This is a genomic window from Streptomyces sp. NPDC059668 (assembly GCF_042734135.1).
GTDB lineage: Bacteria > Actinomycetota > Actinomycetes > Streptomycetales > Streptomycetaceae > Streptomyces.
Genome location: NZ_JBHWEL010000010.1, coordinates 1 through 17,998, shown reverse-complemented (window position 1 = coordinate 17,998; position 17,998 = coordinate 1). Strand labels below are relative to the sequence as shown.

At 72.7% G+C, this 17,998-nt stretch carries 15 protein-coding genes and 1 pseudogene; 5 read left to right on the top strand and 11 right to left on the bottom strand.

The genetic code is table 11. The features are described from left to right. Nucleotides 1-2: 2 nt before the first annotated feature. Nucleotides 3-1,319: an MFS transporter gene (locus tag ACFV2J_RS10400; protein WP_385083236.1), complete on the bottom strand. Its 1,317-nt coding sequence runs from the start codon at nucleotides 1,317-1,319 to the stop codon at nucleotides 3-5. A 71-nt stretch (nucleotides 1,320-1,390) separates the two neighbouring features. Between ACFV2J_RS10400 and ACFV2J_RS10395 the strand changes: the two genes are divergently transcribed. Next, on the top strand, nucleotides 1,391-2,461 hold the full coding sequence (locus ACFV2J_RS10395) for a GlxA family transcriptional regulator (protein WP_385083235.1): 1,071 nt from the start codon (nucleotides 1,391-1,393) through the stop codon (nucleotides 2,459-2,461). On the opposite strand, the pseudogene ACFV2J_RS10390 reads toward ACFV2J_RS10395, so the two are convergent. The 4 genes and pseudogenes from ACFV2J_RS10390 to ACFV2J_RS10375 form a co-directional block, all read right to left on the bottom strand. Then, a pseudogene (locus tag ACFV2J_RS10390) lies at nucleotides 2,450-3,634 on the bottom strand (MFS transporter); the annotation flags it as partial. The gene ACFV2J_RS10395 and the pseudogene ACFV2J_RS10390 overlap by 12 nt on opposite strands. Before the next feature lie 88 nt (nucleotides 3,635-3,722). Then, nucleotides 3,723-4,772, bottom strand: a complete 1,050-nt coding sequence (locus tag ACFV2J_RS10385; protein ID WP_385083234.1) for a Zn-dependent alcohol dehydrogenase — start codon at nucleotides 4,770-4,772, stop codon at nucleotides 3,723-3,725. A gap of 28 nt (nucleotides 4,773-4,800) precedes the next feature. Then, complete coding sequence (locus ACFV2J_RS10380) at nucleotides 4,801-5,958, bottom strand: acyl-CoA dehydrogenase family protein (RefSeq protein ID WP_385083233.1); 1,158 nt, start codon at nucleotides 5,956-5,958, stop codon at nucleotides 4,801-4,803. A 36-nt stretch (nucleotides 5,959-5,994) separates the two neighbouring features. Continuing rightward, nucleotides 5,995-6,906, bottom strand: coding sequence for an SDR family NAD(P)-dependent oxidoreductase (locus ACFV2J_RS10375; RefSeq protein ID WP_385083232.1), 912 nt, complete (start codon nucleotides 6,904-6,906; stop codon nucleotides 5,995-5,997). 96 nt (nucleotides 6,907-7,002) lie between these two features. Between ACFV2J_RS10375 and ACFV2J_RS10370 the strand changes: the two genes are divergently transcribed. Continuing rightward, nucleotides 7,003-7,938 carry a cyclase family protein gene (locus ACFV2J_RS10370; protein ID WP_385083231.1) on the top strand — a complete coding sequence of 312 codons (936 nt, stop codon included), beginning with the start codon at nucleotides 7,003-7,005 and terminating at the stop codon, nucleotides 7,936-7,938. 436 nt (nucleotides 7,939-8,374) lie between these two features. Here the strand turns inward: ACFV2J_RS10370 and ACFV2J_RS10365 are convergent, their stop codons facing one another. The 4 genes from ACFV2J_RS10365 to ACFV2J_RS10350 form a co-directional block, all read right to left on the bottom strand. Beyond that, nucleotides 8,375-8,851 (bottom strand): ATP-binding protein, encoded by a 477-nt coding sequence (locus tag ACFV2J_RS10365; protein WP_385083229.1) that lies wholly within the window; start codon nucleotides 8,849-8,851, stop codon nucleotides 8,375-8,377. A 476-nt stretch (nucleotides 8,852-9,327) separates the two neighbouring features. Further along, the gene (locus ACFV2J_RS10360; RefSeq protein WP_385083228.1) at nucleotides 9,328-10,362 is read right to left on the bottom strand and encodes an acyl-CoA dehydrogenase family protein; all 1,035 of its coding nucleotides are present in this window, start codon (nucleotides 10,360-10,362) and stop codon (nucleotides 9,328-9,330) included. A 9-nt stretch (nucleotides 10,363-10,371) separates the two neighbouring features. Continuing rightward, the gene (locus ACFV2J_RS10355) at nucleotides 10,372-11,526 is read right to left on the bottom strand and encodes an acyl-CoA dehydrogenase (protein ID WP_385083225.1); all 1,155 of its coding nucleotides are present in this window, start codon (nucleotides 11,524-11,526) and stop codon (nucleotides 10,372-10,374) included. 7 nt (nucleotides 11,527-11,533) lie between these two features. Further along, nucleotides 11,534-12,727, bottom strand: coding sequence for an amidohydrolase family protein (locus tag ACFV2J_RS10350; RefSeq protein ID WP_385083224.1), 1,194 nt, complete (start codon nucleotides 12,725-12,727; stop codon nucleotides 11,534-11,536). A gap of 133 nt (nucleotides 12,728-12,860) precedes the next feature. Between ACFV2J_RS10350 and ACFV2J_RS10345 the strand changes: the two genes are divergently transcribed. Next, nucleotides 12,861-14,393 carry a class I adenylate-forming enzyme family protein gene (locus ACFV2J_RS10345; RefSeq protein WP_385083223.1) on the top strand — a complete coding sequence of 511 codons (1,533 nt, stop codon included), beginning with the start codon at nucleotides 12,861-12,863 and terminating at the stop codon, nucleotides 14,391-14,393. On the opposite strand, the gene ACFV2J_RS10340 is transcribed toward ACFV2J_RS10345, so the two are convergent. After that, nucleotides 14,377-14,889 (bottom strand): EF-hand domain-containing protein, encoded by a 513-nt coding sequence (locus ACFV2J_RS10340; protein WP_153289997.1) that lies wholly within the window; start codon nucleotides 14,887-14,889, stop codon nucleotides 14,377-14,379. The two genes, ACFV2J_RS10345 and ACFV2J_RS10340, sit on opposite strands and share 17 nt — an antisense overlap. A 191-nt stretch (nucleotides 14,890-15,080) precedes the next feature. Beyond that, entirely contained in the window at nucleotides 15,081-15,455 is a 375-nt protein-coding gene (locus tag ACFV2J_RS10335; protein ID WP_148008956.1) for an STAS domain-containing protein, read from the bottom strand. A gap of 360 nt (nucleotides 15,456-15,815) precedes the next feature. Here ACFV2J_RS10335 and ACFV2J_RS10330 point away from each other — a divergent pair, with 360 nt between their 5' ends. Together ACFV2J_RS10330 and ACFV2J_RS10325 are read left to right on the top strand one after the other, a co-directional pair. After that, the gene (locus ACFV2J_RS10330) at nucleotides 15,816-16,397 is read left to right on the top strand and encodes a sigma-70 family RNA polymerase sigma factor (protein ID WP_385083222.1); all 582 of its coding nucleotides are present in this window, start codon (nucleotides 15,816-15,818) and stop codon (nucleotides 16,395-16,397) included. Next, the gene (locus tag ACFV2J_RS10325) at nucleotides 16,394-17,899 is read left to right on the top strand and encodes a zf-HC2 domain-containing protein (RefSeq protein ID WP_385438115.1); all 1,506 of its coding nucleotides are present in this window, start codon (nucleotides 16,394-16,396) and stop codon (nucleotides 17,897-17,899) included. Before ACFV2J_RS10330 ends, ACFV2J_RS10325 begins: the two co-directional genes overlap by 4 nt. Nucleotides 17,900-17,998: the final 99 nt, after the last annotated feature.

The following is a 17,998-nucleotide window of genomic DNA, read 5'->3' as shown; positions in this document are numbered from 1 at the left end:
CCTCAGGCGGCCGTCCGCACGGAGAGCACGGGGGCGGCCGGCCGCCGCCGGATGACCAGCGCCATCATCGCCGCCACCGCGCACAGCGCGCCCGAGGCGACCCAGACCATGTCGTACGAGCCGAACGCGTCCCGCGCGGCACCGCCGAGGAAGGCGACGAGCGCGGCGCCGATCTGGTGCGAGGCGAGCACCCAGCCGAAGACGATGGCGCTGTCCTCGCCGTACTGCTCACGGCACAGGGCCAGGGTGGGAGGAACCGTGGCGACCCAGTCGAGACCGTAGAAGACGATGAAGAAGATCATCGGAGGGTGCACGGTCGAGGACATGAGCATGGGGAGGAAGAGGAGCGAGACACCGCGCAGCGCGTAGTAGACCGCGAGCAGCCGGCGCGGTTCGAAGCGGTCGGTGAACCAGCCGGAGGCGATCGTACCGACGACGTCGAAGACCCCGATGACCGCGAGCAGTGAGGCCGCCGCCGTGATCGGCATCCCGTGGTCGTGGGCCGCGGGCACGAAGTGCGTCTGGATCAGGCCGTTCGTCGAGGCGCCGCAGATCGCGAAGGTGCCGGCCAGCAGCCAGAAGGGGCCGGTGCGGACCGCGGAGAGGAGGACGGTCACGGCACGCCGGGCCGCGCCCTGCACCGGCGCGGGCTTCGGCACGAACTCGGCCGCGCCGTAGGGCTTCAGACCGACGTCCGCCGGGTGGTCGCGCAGCAGCAGCCAGACGAAGGGGACGACCGCGAGCGCCGCGAGGGCGACCGTGACCGCGGCCGGGCGCCAGTCGTGCTCCGTGACGATCCAGGAGAGCACCGGCAGGAAGATCAGCTGGCCGGAGGCGGAGGCCGCCGTCAGGATGCCGGTCACCAGCCCCTTGCGTGCCGTGAACCAGCGGTTGGTGACCGTCGCCGCGAAGGCCAGGGCCATCGAGCCGGAGCCCAGTCCGACCAGCAGGCCCCAGCAGAGCAGCAGTTGCCAGGCCGCCGTCATCCACACGGTCAGCCCGGAGCCGAGCGCGATCACCATCAGGGCGACCGCGACCACGCGCCGGATGCCGAAGCGGTCCATCAGCGAGGCCGCGAAGGGCGCCGTCAGTCCGTACAGCGCGAGGTTGATCGAGACCGCCGCGCCGATCGTGCCGCGCGACCAGTGGAACTCCTGGTGCAGGGGGTCGATCAGCAGACCCGGGAGCGAACGGAAGGCCGCGGCGCCGATGATCGTCACGAAGGTGACGGCGGCGACGAACCAGGCACGGTGGATCCGGGTTCGCCCGGGGGCGGAGGACAGCTGAGCGGCGTCCACGGCGTCGGTTGTCTGGGTCACGCCATAGAGCTTCGGGCCTGCGGCCTTCCCGAACGAGTGGCCGGGAGGACATCATTCGCTAGGATCGGGCCATGGGTCCTCGGAGTACGTTCCGCCGGCACCGCGTCGTCGTGCTCGCTCTCGACGGGCTGCTGCCCTTCGAACTCGGCATCCCCCAGCGCATCTTCGGCAAGTCGCGGGACGCCGAGGGGCGGTCCCTGTACGAGGTCGTCACCTGCTCGGTCCGGCCGCCGGGCCCCGTCGCCACCGACGCCGACTTCGCCGTCCTCGTCGCGAACGGGCCGGAGGCACTCGCAACCGCCGACACCGTCGTCGTCCCCGCCTCCTACGAGCTCGGCCCGGTCCACGAGCAGGGAGTCCTGACCCCCGAACTGGCCGCCGCCCTGGCCCGCATCCGCCCCGGCACCCGGCTCGTCTCCATCTGCACCGGTGGATACGTCCTCGCCGCCGCCGGATATCTCGACGGCCGCCCCGCCACCACCCACTGGTCCCACGCCGAGCACTTCCAGCGGCTCTTCCCCAGGATCAGGGTCGACGCCGACGTGCTCTTCGTCGACGACGGGAACGTCCTCACCTCCGCCGGCGTCGCCGCCGGGATCGACCTGTGCCTCCACATCGTCCGCCGTGACCACGGGACGGCCGTCGCCAACGACGTGGCCCGGCGGACCGTCGTACCGCCGCACCGCGACGGCGGTCAGGCGCAGTACGTCCAGCGGCCCGTCCCCGAACCGCAGGCGGCCACCACGACCGCGGCCCGCGCCTGGGCGCTGGACCGCCTCGGCGAGCCGATCCAGCTGCGCGACATGGCCGCACAGGAGTCCATGTCCGTGCGCACCTTCACACGCCGCTTCCGCGAGGAGGTCGGCGTCAGCCCCGGGCAGTGGCTCACCCAGCAACGCGTCGAACGGGCCCGGCAGTTGCTGGAGTCCAGCGATCTGTCGGTCGACCAGGTGGCACGGGACGCCGGCTTCGGCACGGCCCAGTCGATGCGGCAGCACCTACAGGCGGTCCTCGGGGTCACGCCCACCGCCTACCGCCGTACCTTCCGCTCCTCGGGCCGCATGGCCGGAGGAGGACCGGGCGGGGGCGACCTGAGCGGGGGCACACGGCTCGGTACCGCACGGACGGGCGCCGTCGGCTGAGCGGCCCCCGGTTCCCGTCCTGCCGCCGCGCTCGCCCCACGCGCCCACGAGCGTGAGCAGCAGGGTGAGGCCGACGCCGGCCAGGATCGCGGTCGAGGGGGCGACGAAGTGGAGCAGGACGCCCGCCAGTGAACCCGTCGCGGCGTAACCCGCGCCCACCGCCGCGTACATCACCGAGTACCCCGCCGCCAGCGCGCTCGGCGGGAGCATCTCGCGCAGCGACAGATTGCGGGTGAGCATCGCGCCCGCCTGGAGGACACCCGCGGACACCAGCGCGCAGGCCATCCAGGCGAGGCCCGGTATCAGCGCGGCCAGCGCGAGGCACGTCGCCATGCCGCAGGTCAGCACCGTGCTCCGGGTGCCCAGCCGGCCCGGCCAGGAACGCAGCCCGTACACGAACGCGCCCACCGCCGCGCCCAGCGACAGCCCCGCGAGCAGCGGGCCCGCCCACCCGACGCCCGCGCCGCGCTGCTCCAGCAGGGCGGGGAGCACGAGCTCGGCCAGGGCGAGCAGGGAGAGGCCGGCGGCGCCCATGACGTACGCGGGCCAGGCTCTGGCCAGGATGCGGGACATCGACTCGCCCGCGCGGTCCGTCTCGTCGGCGTCCCAGCCCGCGGGGAGCGTCCACAGGCCCGCGACGGACGAGGCCATCAGGGCGGCGGCGAGCAGCAGCGGGGCCCTCGGGGCGACTCCCAGCGCGAGGCCGGTGACCGCCGCCGGGGACAACGCCCATATGCCGAAGGTCAGCACGGACTCCGCGGAGAGCGCCTGGGTGACGGCCCGCTTCGGGACCATCCCGGTCAGCAGGGCGCGGAGGCCGCCGGGGACCGCCCCGGGGGCGGCGCCGGCGAGGGCGGCGCAGGCGGCGAGGACCGCCGGGTGCGCGTGCGGGAGGGCGCCCAGGCCCGCGAAGCCGAGGGCGCCGGCGGCAAGGCCCAGGGCCAGTTGACGGCGGACGCGGTCCGGACGCATGCGGGTGCCGAGCACGGGGGCGGCGACGATCTCACCGATCACGTACGCCGCGGCCAGGGCCGCGCCCAGCGTGTAGCCACCGGGGCGCTCGCGGACCAGGAAGACCAGGGCGAGCGGGGCCATGGCGACCGGCATGCGGGCACCGACGGCCACGGCGGCCCAGGCCAGGGCCTGTCGGGAGGCGAGGTCTCGGTAGCTCATGCGACGACGTTAGGGGACCGGACCGACAGCGCCCCAGCGGATTTCCCCGGCCTGTGGACAACCACCCCGGCCACCGCCGCGGCGCCCCCTAGAACGTCAGCACCGCCCGTGCCACCCGCCCCTCGTGCGCGTCCTGCGCCGCCTTGTCGAAGTCCTCCACCGGGTAGGTGCGGGTGACGAGTTCGTCGAGCAGCAGACGGCCCTCGCGGTAGAGGTCCGCGTACAGGGCGATGTCGCGCTGGGGGCGGGACGACCCGTAGCGGCAGCCGAGGATCGACTTGTCCAGGTACATCGCGGAGACGAGGAAGGACGCCTCGGCGGTCGCGGGCGGTACGCCGAGGAGCACCGCCTGGCCGTGGCGGTCCAGCAGGTCGATCGCCTGGCGGATGAGCTCGACGCGGCCGACGCACTCGAAGGCGTGGTCCGCACCCGTGGGGAGGATCTCGCGGACGGCCTCGGTGGAGGTGAGGAAGTCGGTCGCGCCGAACCGGCGGGCCACCGTCTCCTTGGCCGGGTTGGAGTCGACCGCGACGATCTTCAGGGCGCCCGCGATCCGGGCCCCCTGGATCACGTTGAGCCCGATGCCTCCCGTGCCGATCACGAGGACGCTCTCGCCGTGGTCCACCCGCGCGCGGTTCAGGACGGCGCCCACGCCCGTCACCACCCCGCAGCCGATCAGCGCGGCGGACGGCAGCGGGATGTCGTCCGGGATCCGGACGGCCTGGACGGCCTTCACCACCGTCCGTTCCGCGAACGCCGAGTTGGAGGCGAACTGGAACAACGGCCGCCCGCCACGCGCGAACGGCTGCCGCGGCATGCCGATCGCCTTGCGGCACATCGTCGGCCGCCCCCGGTCGCACTCCGCGCACGCGCCGCAGTTGGCGAGTGTCGACAGCGCGACATGGTCGCCGGGCCGGACATGGGTGACGCCCGCGCCCACCGAGTCGACGACCCCGGCCCCCTCGTGGCCCAGCACCACCGGGACGGGGAAGGGTATGGTCCCGTCCACCACGGAGAGGTCGCTGTGGCAGAGCCCGGCCGCGGCGACGGCGACCCGCACCTCGCCGGGTCCCGGATCCCGTGTCTCCAGGTCGTCCACGACCTGGGTCTGCTTGCCGTCGAAGATCACGCCTCGCATCGCACCGGCTCCCCTCTCGTCCCCGGGGCTATCCCCTGGGTTCCTTCGGCAGACCGAGCACGCGCTCGGCGATGATCGTGCGCTGGATCTCGTCCGAGCCGCCGTAGATGGTGTCGGCCCGGCTGAACAGGAACAGGTGCTGGAGTGCGTCCAGTTCGTAGGGCGCCGTGGCGGACCAGTCCACCGGACCGGTCGCGGCGTCCGCTCCGCGTACCCGCACCGCGAGTTCGCCGAGCCGCTGGTGCCAGCCGCCCCACAGCAGCTTGGCGACGCTCGGCGCACCCACGTCGCCCGAACCGCCCAGCGTCCGCAGGGCGTTCCAGCGCATCGTGCGCAGCTCCGCCCACAGACGCACCAGGTGGTCACGGACGACCGGATCGTCGGCCGCGCCCGTCGCGACGGCCGTCTCGATCACGCGTCGCAGCTCGGCCGCGAAGCCGACCTGCTGGGCGAGCGTCGAGACGCCGCGCTCGTGTCCGAGCAGGCTCATGGCCACCCGCCAGCCGTTGCCCTCGCCGCCGACGACGTGCTCGGCCCGCGCCCGCGCCCCGTCGAAGAAGACCTCGTTGAACTCGCTGGTGCCGGTGAGCTGGCGGATCGGCCGGACCTCGACGCGGCCCGGCTGGTCCATCGGGACGAGGAGCAGGGACAGGCCGTGGTGGCGCGGGGCGTCCGGCCGGGTGCGGGCCAGGACGAAGCACCAGTCCGCCTCGTGCGCGAGGGAGGTCCAGATCTTCTGGCCGCTGACGCGGTACGTCGCGGCGGGCGCGGAGCCCTCCTCGCGTACGGCCGTCGTCCTGACGCCCGCGAGGTCGGAGCCGGCGCCGGGCTCGCTGTAGCCCTGGCACCAGAGTTCCTCGCCGCGGGCGATCGGGGGCAGGAAGCGGGCCTTCTGCTCGGCCGTCCCGTGGCCGATGAGGGTGGGGGCGAGGAGTTTCTCGCCGATGTGACCCGAGCGGGCGGGAGCCTTCGAGCGGGCGTACTCCTCGGCCCAGACGACCTGCTGGGTCAGGCTCGCGCGCCGGTTCCCGTAGCCGTCCTCCGGCCATCCGAGGCCGATCCAGCCGTCCCGTCCGAGCTCCCGTTCCCAGTCCCGGCGGCCCGGATCACCCGTGTGGTGCGCCGCCAGCCAGTCCCGCGCCGTACGCCGGAAGATCTCGTCCTCGGCATCGAATCCGAACTCCACGCGTCGTCCTCCCACTCGGCCGGCCCCACGGCACCCTCACGCGTTCGGCCGCGACTTCTCCGCCGCGGCCCGCGCCATCGCCTCCACCCGCTCCAGCAACGGCATCGGATCGACCCCCACCGTGCCCGGCAGGAAGTCCGCGATCCGCTCCGGCGTCCACGCGCCCTCCGCGTACCCGGCCCGCAGTTCCCGCGGCTGCGCCCACACCGCGATCTTCGGTCCGGCGATCGTGTACACCTGCCCGGTGATCCGTTCCTGCCGGGCGCGGTCCGACAGCAGGTAGACCACCAGCGCGGCGACGTCCTCCGGTTCGCCGATCTCGGTCAGTTCCATGGGGACGTCGGCCGACATACGGGTGCGGGCGACCGGGGCGACCGCGTTCGCCGTCACCCCGTATTTGTGCAGGCCGAGCGCCGCGCTGCGGACCAGCGAGATGATCCCGCCCTTGGCCGCGCTGTAGTTGGCCTGCGCCACGGAGCCCTGGTGGTTGCCGCTGGTGAAGCCGATCAGCGTTCCCGACCTCTGTGCGCGCATGACGGCCGAGGCGGCCCGGAAGACCGTGAACGTGCCCTTCAGATGGGTGGCCACGACCGGGTCCCACTCCTGCTCGGACATGTTGAACAGCATCCGCTCGCGCAGGATGCCCGCCACGCACACGACTCCGTCGATCCGTCCGTACGCCGCGAGCGCCGTGTCGACGACGTGCTGCCCGCCCGCCATCGTGGAGATGTCGTCGGCCACCGCGACGGCTTCCCCGCCCGCCGCCTCGATCTCCTTGACCACGGCGTCGGCGACCGAACCCGTCGGCTCGGCGCCGCCGACGGAGACCCCGTAGTCGTTGACGACGACGCGCGCCCCCTCACCGGCCGCGGCGAGCGCGACGGCGCGGCCGATACCGCGCCCCGCCCCCGTCACGGCGACGACCTGGCCTGCCAAGAAGTTCCCCACGTCCGGCCCCTTCCCGCAGTTTCTGACGGTCCGTTAGATTCAACACGGATTCTACGGCCCGTCAGATACCCGGAGACAAGCCCTCGGGGAGGACTCATGTCACTGCCGACGCTCCACCCGGCCTTCCACGAGATCGCCAAGCGCGTGAACAACTGGGGGCGCTGGGGCGACGACGACGAGATCGGGACCCTGAACCTCATCACCGACGAGGTGGTGCGCCGGGCCGCGACGGGCGTCCGCTCGGGCCGTCGCGTCCCCCTCGCGCTCCCCCTCCAACAGGACGGGGTGCAGACCGGGATGATCCCCGGGCGGGTCAATCCGCTGCACGTCATGGTGCAGATCAACCAGGAGGTCTTCGGTCCCGGCACCGTCGCGTGCAGCGACGACGCCGTGACCCTGGGCCTTCAGGCGGCGACCCACTGGGACGCGCTGAGTCACGTCTCGCACTCCGGGAAGCTCTACAACGGCCGCCCGGCCGGCACGATCACCCCGCACGGCGGAGCCGCGTTCTGCGGCATCGACAAGCCCCGGCACATCGTCTCGCGGGGCGTGCTGCTGGACGTCGCCCGCGCCCGGGGCGTCGACCGTCTCGACGGCGGGCACGCCGTGACCCCCGAGGACCTGGACGCCGCCGAGGAACTGGCCCGCACCCGGGTGCGGGCGGGGGACATCGTGCTCGTACGGACCGGTCAGATCCAGGTCTTCCTGGCGGGCGACAAGCACGGGTACGGATATCCGTCGCCGGGACTGTCCGTCCGCACGCCGGAGTGGTTCCACGCGCGGGACGTCGCGGCCGTCGCGAACGACACCCTCACCTTCGAGATCTTCCCTCCCGAGATCGAGGACCTCTGGCTGCCCGTGCACGCGCTCGACCTGGTCGAGATGGGGATGCCGCAGGGCCAGAACTGGAATCTCGAAGAGTTGTCCACAGCCTGTGGAGAAGAGGGGCGGTACTCGTTCCTGCTGTCGGCGATGCCCGAACCCTTCGTGGGCGGCACGGGCACACCGGTCGCCCCCGTCGCCCTGCTCTAGGTGACACGGGGACACAGGGACACACAGGACGAACCGTAAGGAAGAGACAGAAAGTGACGGAAAGAGTCGAATGGCGGCGCGTCACTGCTCGCCCCGAGCACGGCAACGCGCGCCGCCATCCGGCTCCGGCGTACCCGCCCTGCCCCTCGGACCCCGAAGGAGCCGACGCCGAATCACGATCCGCACTCGCCGAGGGTTCCCGTCACCGGAACCCTCGCCGTCCCCTCGCGGCGCATCGCTGCCCATAAGCGTGATCAAACGGACACGTCACGTCAACACCCGTTCGGGGGATTATCACTTATGCGCCCTTTGTGGCGGCGCGCAGAGAAGCACTACCCGGCGCATTCGGTCCGGCCCGCCCCCGGGGAACCGAGACACCCGGATCCACGCACGCGCCGCGTACGCGCCGGACGGCCACGCACGCACCGCGTACGCGTCAGACGGCCTCGTACGCCTCGTAGGCGAATCCCTGGTAGGTCACGCAGGCGGCCGAGGCCCTCGCGGCGGAGGTGCAGCGGTCCACCTCGCACCAGATGCTCTTGCCGACGCCCTCGGGGTTCCAGCCCCAGCGGTCCGCGAGTCCGTCGACCAGCTCCAGACCGCGGCCGTTGGTGTCGTCACCCTCGGCGTGCCGGGGGCGCGGGGGGCAGTCGCTGGAGTCGGCCACCTCCAGGCGGACCGTGCCCAGCGACTCACCGGGGACGCCCGGCAGGGACAACCGCAGCACGGCGGGGCACCCGGTGTGCACCACGGCGTTGGTGACGAGTTCGGAGACGAGCAGGATCAGCGTCTCGGCGAGCGGCTCATCGGCCTCTATGCCCGATCCGGCGAGCCTCGACCGGGCCCATCTCCGGGCTCGCCCCACTTCCGCGGGGTCGGGCCGGATCTCCAGCTGCACTTGAAGCACCTGCACCGCTCACACCATCCGAACCGGCGGACACATCGCCTCGCGCCTCACGAGGGCCACGATCGTGGCCATGGCCTGCATGACCAGAACCAGAATCACGGAACGTGATTCCCTTGAGAGACAGCATGGTTGACGTACAGTCACCCCAACAAGCGCTTCGGGCATATTCCAGCGCGAAGGAGTACGCGTGCGGGATACTGTGCGACGCTCGCCACGGGGAGTCGAACAGGCGGTCACGGGGTCCCGGACCGCCTCGCGAACGGCGAGCATCGCCGGGTCCGGCGCGGCCTCAGGGGCAACACCGGGATGGCTCAGGCTCGGAACCACTCGCATCCCACACAAGGTACCGGAGCCCGGCGCCGACTCCAGGCCGTGACAAGTCACGCATAGGACACAACCCGATATCAACGCTCTGTGATTCCGATAAGCCACGATCCGTGACATTCGGCGCGAGCCGCCCCGAAGCGTGCCTGAACAGAGCCTCACCGGCCCCCTCCGCTCAGCAGATCGTCCGCCAACAGCTCCTCACTCTCCGTGACCGGACCTCCCCGCCGGGTCCGCACCCATGCCCTCTTGAGATACAGATGGACGTCGGACTCCCAGGTGAAGCCCATGCCGCCGTGCACCTGGAGGCAGTCACGGGCGCCGCGCACGGCGGCGTCGTCGGCGAGCAGCCGGGCCGCCGCGATGTCCACGGGGTCGGCGGTCACGGCGGCCGCGTAGACCGCGGCCCGGGCCAGCTCCACCCGCACCAGCATCCGCGCGCACAGGTGCTTGACCGCCTGGAAGGCCCCGATCGGCTTCCCGAACTGCTCGCGGGTCCGGGCGTGTTGCACCGCCGTCTCACAGGTCCGGGCGGCGTTGCCGAGCTGCTCGGCGGCGGTGAGCAGCGTGGCGAGGTGATCGGGGGGACGGAGAGGACCGGTGGGGTCGACGGGGCGGGTGCGGCCGGCGGGACCGAAGAGTCCGGTCGAGCCCGCCTGACCGGTGGGATCGGCGGGATCGATGGGATCGGCGGGATCGGCGGGATCGGCGGGGAAGCCCCCGGGCACCCGGTGCAGCGGTGTCAGCGGGTCCACCGAGGCGAGCGGTACGGCACCGGCGGTGCCGTCTTCGGCGGCACGACCGCCCGCGCCGTCCCGTACGGCGTCGGACTCGTCCAGCCATTCCACGAGGCCGCCGTACACGGCGGTGACCACGGTCTCGCCGGTCGCCGCCCCGGCCACCTCGCCGGCCGCGAGATGCGTCGCGACCAGGGGGCCCGGGAGCAGCACCCGGCCCGCCTCCTCGAACGCCAGTACCGCCTCGGGCAGGCCCAGTCCGACGCCGCCGTCCGCCTCCGGCAGCCGCAGCGAGAAGAAGCCCGCCTCGCCCAGTTCCCGCCACAGCGCCCGGTCCAGACCGCGGCCGCCGCGGGCCACCGCCGCCCGTAGCGCCTCCGGCCCGAAACGGCCCGCCAGCAGCGCCCGTACGCCGTCCCGCAAGGCGCGCTGGTCCTCGGTGAGTTGGAAGTCCACGGGGTGAGCTCACCGCCCTTTCGGCAGACCCAGGATGCGTTCGGCCACGATGTCGCGCTGGATCTGCGAGGTGCCGGCCGCGATGGTGTACGACAGGGACGTGAGGCGGTCGCGGGTCCACTCCCGGTCCAGGTCAAGCGCCTCGGGGCCGAGGACCTCGGCGGCGGCGTCGTACAGCTCCTGGCGCGCGTGCGAGTACCGCAGCTTGAAGACCGATCCGCCGGCGCCCGGCACTCCCCCGGTCCGCTCCGCCTCGCTCACGTTCCACTGGGTGAGCCGCCACAGCGCGCGGAACTCGGCGTTGAGCCTGCCCAGCCACCGCCGCAGCGCCGGATCGTCCCAGCGGCCGTTGCCGCGCGCCGCGTGGGCGAGTTCGGCCAGGACCCGCCGGCACGCCACGACCTCGCCGACGAAGGCGGTACCGCGTTCGTACGACAAGGTCACCATCGTCACGCGCCAGCCGTCGTTCTCGGCACCGACGCGGTGGCCGACCGGTATCCGCACCTCGTCGAGGAAGACCTCCGCGAACTCGGCCGTACCCGCGAGCGTGCGCAGCGGTCGGACGGTGATCCCGGGGGCGTCCATGGGCATCGCGAGCCAGGAGATGCCCCGGTGTTTCGGTGCGGCCGGGTCGGTGCGCACCAGCAGCTCGCACCAGTCGGCGACCTCCGCGTGGGAGGTCCAGATCTTGGACCCGCTCACCACGTAGTCGTCGCCGTCCCGCCACGCGCGCGTGCGCAGCGCCGCCAGGTCCGAGCCCGCGTCCGGCTCGCTGAACCCCTGGCACCAGACCTCCTCACCGCGCAGCACGGGCGGCAGCCAGCGCGCCCGCTGCCCGGCGGTCCCCTCGGCGGCGATGGTCGGCCCGGCGTGCAGCAGTCCGACGAAGTTGGCCCCTACGTAGGGGGCGCCCGCCTTCTCCGTCTCCTCCAGGTAGATGAGGTGCTGGACGGGCGTCGCCCCCCGGCCCCCGGCGTCGAGGGGCCAGTGCAGTCCGGCGTAGCCGGCGTCGTAGAGCGTCCGCTGCCATCCGAGGTCGTACGCGCGCCGGCCGGGCCAGTCGTCCGGGGAGGGTTTCGGGGGCAGCGCGGGGAGCGCCTTGGCGAGCCACTCGCGCAGCCGGGTCCGGAACTCCTGCTCCTCGGGGGTGTACGTGAGGTCCACGGGCCGGCTACCGGTCGAGGTCCAGGTCCAGCATGCGGATCGCGTTGCCGCGCATCAGCTTGTGGACCGTCTCGTCGTCGAGGCCCTTCACATGGTCGAGGGCGACCTCCTTGGTGTGCGGGAAGGTCGAGTCGACGTGCGGGTAGTCCGTCTCGAAGGTGGCGTTGTCGCGGCCGACGACGTCCAGGGACGCGACGCCGTGCTTGTCGCGGAAGAAGCAGCAGAAGATCTGGCGGTAGTAGTACGTCGACGGGGGCTCCGGGACGAGGTCCTTGACGCCGCCCCAGGCGCGGTGCTCCTCCCAGACGTCGTCGGCGCGCTCCAGGGCGTACGGGATCCAGCCCATCTGGCCCTCGGAGTAGGCGAGCTTGAGGCGCGGGAACTTCACCAGGACTCCGCTGAAGAGGAAGTCCATCATCGAGGCCATCGCGTTGTTGAAGGACAGCGACGCCTGGACGGCGGGAGGCGCGTCCGGGGAGGCGGCGGGCATCTGACTGCTGCTGCCGATGTGCATGTTCACGACCGTGCCGGTCTCCTGGCAGACCGCGAAGAACGGGTCCCAGTGGCCGGAGTGGATGGAGGGCAGGCCCAGGTGGGTGGGGATCTCGGAGAAGGTCACGGCCCGTACGCCGCGGGCCGCGTTGCGCCGGATCTCCGCGACGGCCAGGTCGATGTCCCACAGGGGGATGAGGCAGAGCGGGATCAGCCGGCCGCCGCTGTCCCCGCACCACTCCTCGACCATCCAGTCGTTGTAGGCGCGCACGCAGGCCAGGGCCACCTCCTTGTCGTGCGCCTCGGCGAAGGTCTGGCCGCAGAAGCGGGGGAAGGTCGGGAAGCAGAGGCTGGCCTCGACGTGGTTGAGGTCCATGTCCTTGAGCCGCTCGGCGGGGTCCCAGCAGCCGCGCCGCATCTCCGCGCGGGTGATGCCCTCCAGGGTCATCTCGTCGCGGTCGAAGCCGACGGCGGCGATGTTGCGCTTGTACGGGAACTTGAGGTCCTCGTAGATCCACCAGTCGGTGGGCGGGCCGTCCGGGTCCATGGTGATCCGGTACTTGCCGGCGACGTAGGCGAGCTCGCCGATGCCGGCCGTGAGGGGCCTCGGCCCGCGGTCGCGGTACTTCGCGGGCAGCCAGGTCTCGAAGAGGTGCGCGGGCTCGATCACGTGGTCGTCGACGCTGACGATCCGCGGCAGTTCCGTCATGAGTGGCCTCCGCCTGGCATACGTATCTGATGACCCGTCAGATAACAGGCTAGCTCCGCGCCTATGGACCGACAAGGCGGTGCGCCCTACGCTCCGCATGGATCTGACAACCCGTCAGCTACAGGGGGCCGTCGTGAACGACACCGCACACGCTCTGGGCGCCTCGCGCACCCTGTGGGAACTGGTCGCCCGTCGCGCCGACCTCACCCCCGACCGGCCCGTCCTCCTCCAGGGCGAGCGCTCCCTGAGCTTCGGCGCCCTGCGGGAGCGGGCCGAGCGGGTGGCGGCGGGCCTGTACGAGCGGGGCGTGCGCCCCGGCACGGTGGTCGCCTGGCAGCTGCCCACCCGGATCGAGACCGCCGCGCTGTCCTTCGCGCTGGCGCGTCTGGGTGCCGTCCAGTCCCCCGTGATCCCCTTCTACCGCGACCGCGAGGTCGGCTTCGCGCTGCGGGAGTCCCGGGCCGAGTACTTCGCGGTACCGGGCGAGTGGCGGGGCTTCGACCACACGGCGATGGCACGGCGGCTCGGCGCGAAGGGCGTCTTCGAGGCGTACGACGCGCTGCCGGACGGCGATCCCGGCGTCCTCCCGCCACCGCCGGCCGACGGCACCTCCGTGCGCTGGATCTACTGGACCTCGGGCACCACCTCCGACCCCAAGGGCGTCCTGCACACGGACCGCTCGCTGATCGCGGGCGGCTCCTGCCTGGCGCACGCGCTGCGCCTGTCGGCGGCGGACGTGGGCTCGATGGCCTTCCCGTACGCGCACATCGCCGGGCCCGACTACACCGTGATGCTGCTGCTGTACGGGTTCCCGGCGGTGATGTTCGAGCACTTCGCGCTGCCCGCCGCGCTGGCGGACTACCGGGCGCACGGGGTGACGGTGGCGGGCGGTTCGACGGCCTTCTACTCGATGTTCCTGGCCGAGCAGCGCAAGCAGCCGGGGCGGCCGGTCGTCCCCACACTGCGGCTGCTGGCGGGCGGCGGGGCGCCCAAGCCGCCCGAGATCTACCACCGTGTGGTGCGGGAGATGGGCGTGCAGCTCACCCACGGGTACGGGATGACCGAGGTCCCGATGATCACCATGGGGGCGCCGGACGACACCGCCGAGAACCTGGCGACCACGGAGGGCAGGCCTCCGGAGGGGATGGAGATACGCGTCGTGGACGGGGAGGTGCGGCTGCGCGGCGAGGCCGTCTGTCAGGGGTACCTGGACCCGGCGCAGACCGCCGAGGCCTTCGACGCGGACGGGTTCCTGATCACGGGTGACGTGGGGCACCTGACGGAGAGCGGGCACCTCGTCCTGACCGGGCGCCTGAAGGACGTCATCATCCGCAAGGGCGAGAACATCTCGGCGAAGGAGATCGAGGACCTGCTGCACCGGCACCCGGCCGTCGGCGACGTCGCGGTGATCGGGCTGCCGGACGCCGAACGCGGGGAACGGGTCTGCGCGGTGGTCGAGCAGCCGCCAGGGGCCGTGCCGCTGACGCTCGCGGCGGCGGTCTCGTACCTGCGCGCGGAAGGGCTCTCCGTGCACAAGCTGCCGGAGCAGCTGGAGGTGATGGAGGCCCTTCCGCGCAACGAGACGCTGCGGAAGGTACTGAAGTACCGGCTCCGGGAGCGGTTCTCGGGGCCGGCCGGGGCCGCGGGGGCTACTCCGGCACCGTGAAGTAGCGGGCGAACGCGGTCACGACCTCCGACTCGCCGATCCGGCCGTCGGCGTCCGTGTCGAGGGCCCCGGCCGCCAGGGCGGCGATCTCGTCGCTCACGCCCAGGGCCCTGAGCACCCGCTCGGCGTCCTCGACCGTGGCCGCTCCGTCCCCGTCGGTGTCCGCGACGGCGAGGGCCGCGTGCAGGAAGGGGCGGGCGATCTCCCCGAAGCGGTCGGGGTTGTCCCGCAGCCGCTTCACGGCGCCGTTCACGAACTCGTCGCGGTTGATCCGCTGGTCTCCGTCACGGTCCGCTATGCCCGCCATGCCCTGCCAGAACGCCTCCGCGCCCACGTACAGGGCCTGGCCCTTGTCGGACCGGGCCGCCGTGCCGAACTCGGCGAGGACGGACTTCGCCGCCGCGTTGAAGTCCTCCCGGTCGATGTAGCCGTTGCCGTCCTGGTCGAAGCCCGCGAAACGGGCGGCAATCCTGCGTTCGTACTCGGTACTGACCATGGCCTTCTCGGACCGCCTTACAACTCAGCCGGACTCTGTGCCGGACTGCGGGTTCATCTGGCAGGGAGCGTACGACGACCCGGCCGCGAAGGGAGCCGGAAAACGACGCTTGTACCAAGACCGCGGGAATTCCTGGACAACTCGGCGACGCACCGTGCGCCGGCCGGACAAGGGCGTGGCCTGGGGGGACCTCACGCCGAGAGCGGGCTCGACTCCTCGTCGACCGCCGTGAGAGCGTCCGGATAGACGTCGAAGAGACGCCGGACACCGAGGGCCGCGAGCACCCGGTTGACGTGCGAACCGTCGGCGGCGCCCTGGGCCGGCAGGATCAGACGCAGCCGGCCCTGACAGGAACGGACCAGCCGGCGGGTGGCGATCAGGACACCGACCCCGCTGGAGTCGCAGAAGAGGACCTCGGAGAGGTCGAGGACCAGGCTGCGGCGGCCTTCCGCCACCGCGTCGTGCACCCGCTGGCGCAGCACCGGTGACGTCGCGAGATCCATCTCGCCCGACACCCGGAGCACGGCCCATCCGCCCAGTTCGCCGTCGGTCACCTTGAGCGTCACCGCGTCGCCTCTCGCTCGCCTCGCCCAGCAGGAAACGGAAGCAGTTCCTACGCTTCCTTTCAGCGCGGCTGCCCAACCGTCGTTCCATGAAACACCGGACCGCGATCGATGAAACGTCGGTCTACGGTCGAAAATGCTGAATGAGCGAACTGTTTCGGTCGCATGTCGGTCACGTACGGTCTCATTCGATCGGATGTGCGGGGTAAGTGCGGGGCTTTTACCATTCCCGGCCCGTCCAGGGGCGCACGTTGGCGTAAAGGGGCGTGCGCTGTCCTACGTGCCGACTACATTCGAGACAGCGATGCGCACAGGCTGGACACGCACGGGCACACCGGGCACGAGCAGGGGTGAGGAGGCCGTATGGCGGCGAAGGACGCACCGCCCCGCTGGGACCGCAAGATGCAGCAACGGCTCGCACGCGGGGAGGCGGCGGCGCTCGGTGAGCTCTACGACCGGTTCGCCTCACTGGTGCACGGCCTCGCGCACCGCGTGCTCGGCGACGAGCGGGCCGCCGACGGGATCACCCGCGAGGTGTTCGTCCACGTCTGGGAGAACCCCGAGTCGTACGACCCGAAACAGGGCCCGCTGCGCACCTGGGTCGCCACACTGACCCATCGGCTCGCCGTGCAGCGACTGCGCGCGACCGAGACCGCCGCGCTCGCCCTGGAGGGCGGGGGCACCACCGAGGAACTGGAGCGCAGGGTGCGCAGTGCGTCCGTCGCCGCCCGCGCGGACTACATCGTCACCTCCATGCCGACCCCGCTGCGGGCCGCGCTGGAGCTGGCGTACTTCCAGCGCCGCGACTACCGCCAGGCCGCCGTCGACCTCGGCGTCACGGAGGACGAGGCCCGGCGCAGGCTCCGCCTCGGCCTTCAGCTGCTGTCCACCGCCCACGACACCGGCCCCTCCGGCGCGCCGCCCGGGTTCGGGGGTGCGCGGTGACGGAAGGAACGGACCGGCCCGACGGCTTCGAGGAGCACGAGGGCGGCGAAGGGACTCAGGAGCGCGTGGAGCCCGCCGAGCGCGAGGAGAAGGAGCGCCGGAAGAAGGAACACGAGACGTCGCACGAGGGGAAGGCCCGTGGTCCCGCTGGTCCCGAGGGCGGTGACAGCGATGTCGGCGATGTCCGCGGCACCGGGGACCGGGGCCTCGGTGCCGGGAGCGCCGGGGACAGCGGCGGCCCGGACGGCTTCACCGCTGCCGGGCAGCCGTCGCGGATACCGCCGCCGCGCTCGTCCGTCGAGGACGCCGGACCGCCGCTGCCCGCGCCCGCGCCGCTCGTCCTGGAGCACCGGGTGCTGAAGTCACTGCTCGGCGCGTGGGCGCTGGCCGCGTGTTCGGGGGAGGAGACCGCCGCCGTCGAGGAGCACCTCGGGGAGTGCGGTGCCTGCGCCGACGAGGCGCTGCGGCTGCGCGGGGCGGTCGGGCTGCTGCACCCGCCGGAGAGCCTCGACCTCGACCCCGCGCTGCGCACCCGGGTCCTGGAGAACTGCCTCGACCGGCGTCCGCCGCGCATCCCGGTGCCCGAGTGGGCGGCACCCTACGACGCCGAGACCGCGCGGCTCGACGCGCTGCTCCAGGACATAGCGGACGCGGAGTGGCATGCGCCGGTGCGGCTGCGCTGGTTCGAGGACGACGGGCCCGTGAGCCGTCGGACGACGGTCGCCGGGGTGATCGCCCATCTGCTCAGCGTGGACGGGCTGGTCGGGGTCGCACTGGGCCTGGACGACCCGCTCGGCGGGACCGCCGCGCGGGTACGGGCCGAGGCCGAGGCGACCGCCGCGCGCGGAACGGACCTGCCCGCACCGGAGGCCGCGACGCCCACCGGGCGCACCGAGGCCTACTGGCGTGCCTCGCACTTCCCGCCCACCCGGGCCGTGCGCGGGCCCTGGCGGGAGCAGAGCCACCATCTCGTCCGTACGGTGGCGTTCGCGGGCGGGGGCTCCGGACAACTGGCCGTCTCCTACGGCGGTTTCGCGCTGCCGCTCCGTGACTCGATGCTGGACCGGGCCTTCGAGTGCTGGGTGCACGCCGGGGACATCGCGGACGCGGTGGACTACCCGTACGAGCCGCCGGCGCCGCGGCATCTGCACCGGATGATCGATCTCGCGGCACGGATGCTGCCGGTGTCGCTGGCCGAGCGGCGGCGGGCGGGGCGGGCGGCTCCGACAGGACGCCATCTGGTCGCGGCGGGGGCGCCCGGGCGCAGCCTCCGGCTGGAGATCGAGGGGGCCGGAGGTGGGGAGTGGCTCATCCCGCTCGACTCGCCGGCGGCTGTGGCGTCCGCCGACCACGAGGTCGCTCATGTCGCGCTGGACGGGGTGGAGTTCTGCCGGCTGGCGGCCGGGCATGTGTCGCCGGAGGAGGCCGCGGCGGGGCAGGTCGGTGACCGGGAGGCGATCAGGGATGTGCTGTTCGCCGCGGCGTCGTTGAGCCGGATGTAGGCGCCGGGGGCGGCCGCGCCCCCCCCGCCCAGGGGCGCGGACGACCCCCCCCGCCGCAGCGGCGGAGTGTGGGCGCGCGCGCGCGCGACACCGCGGGGA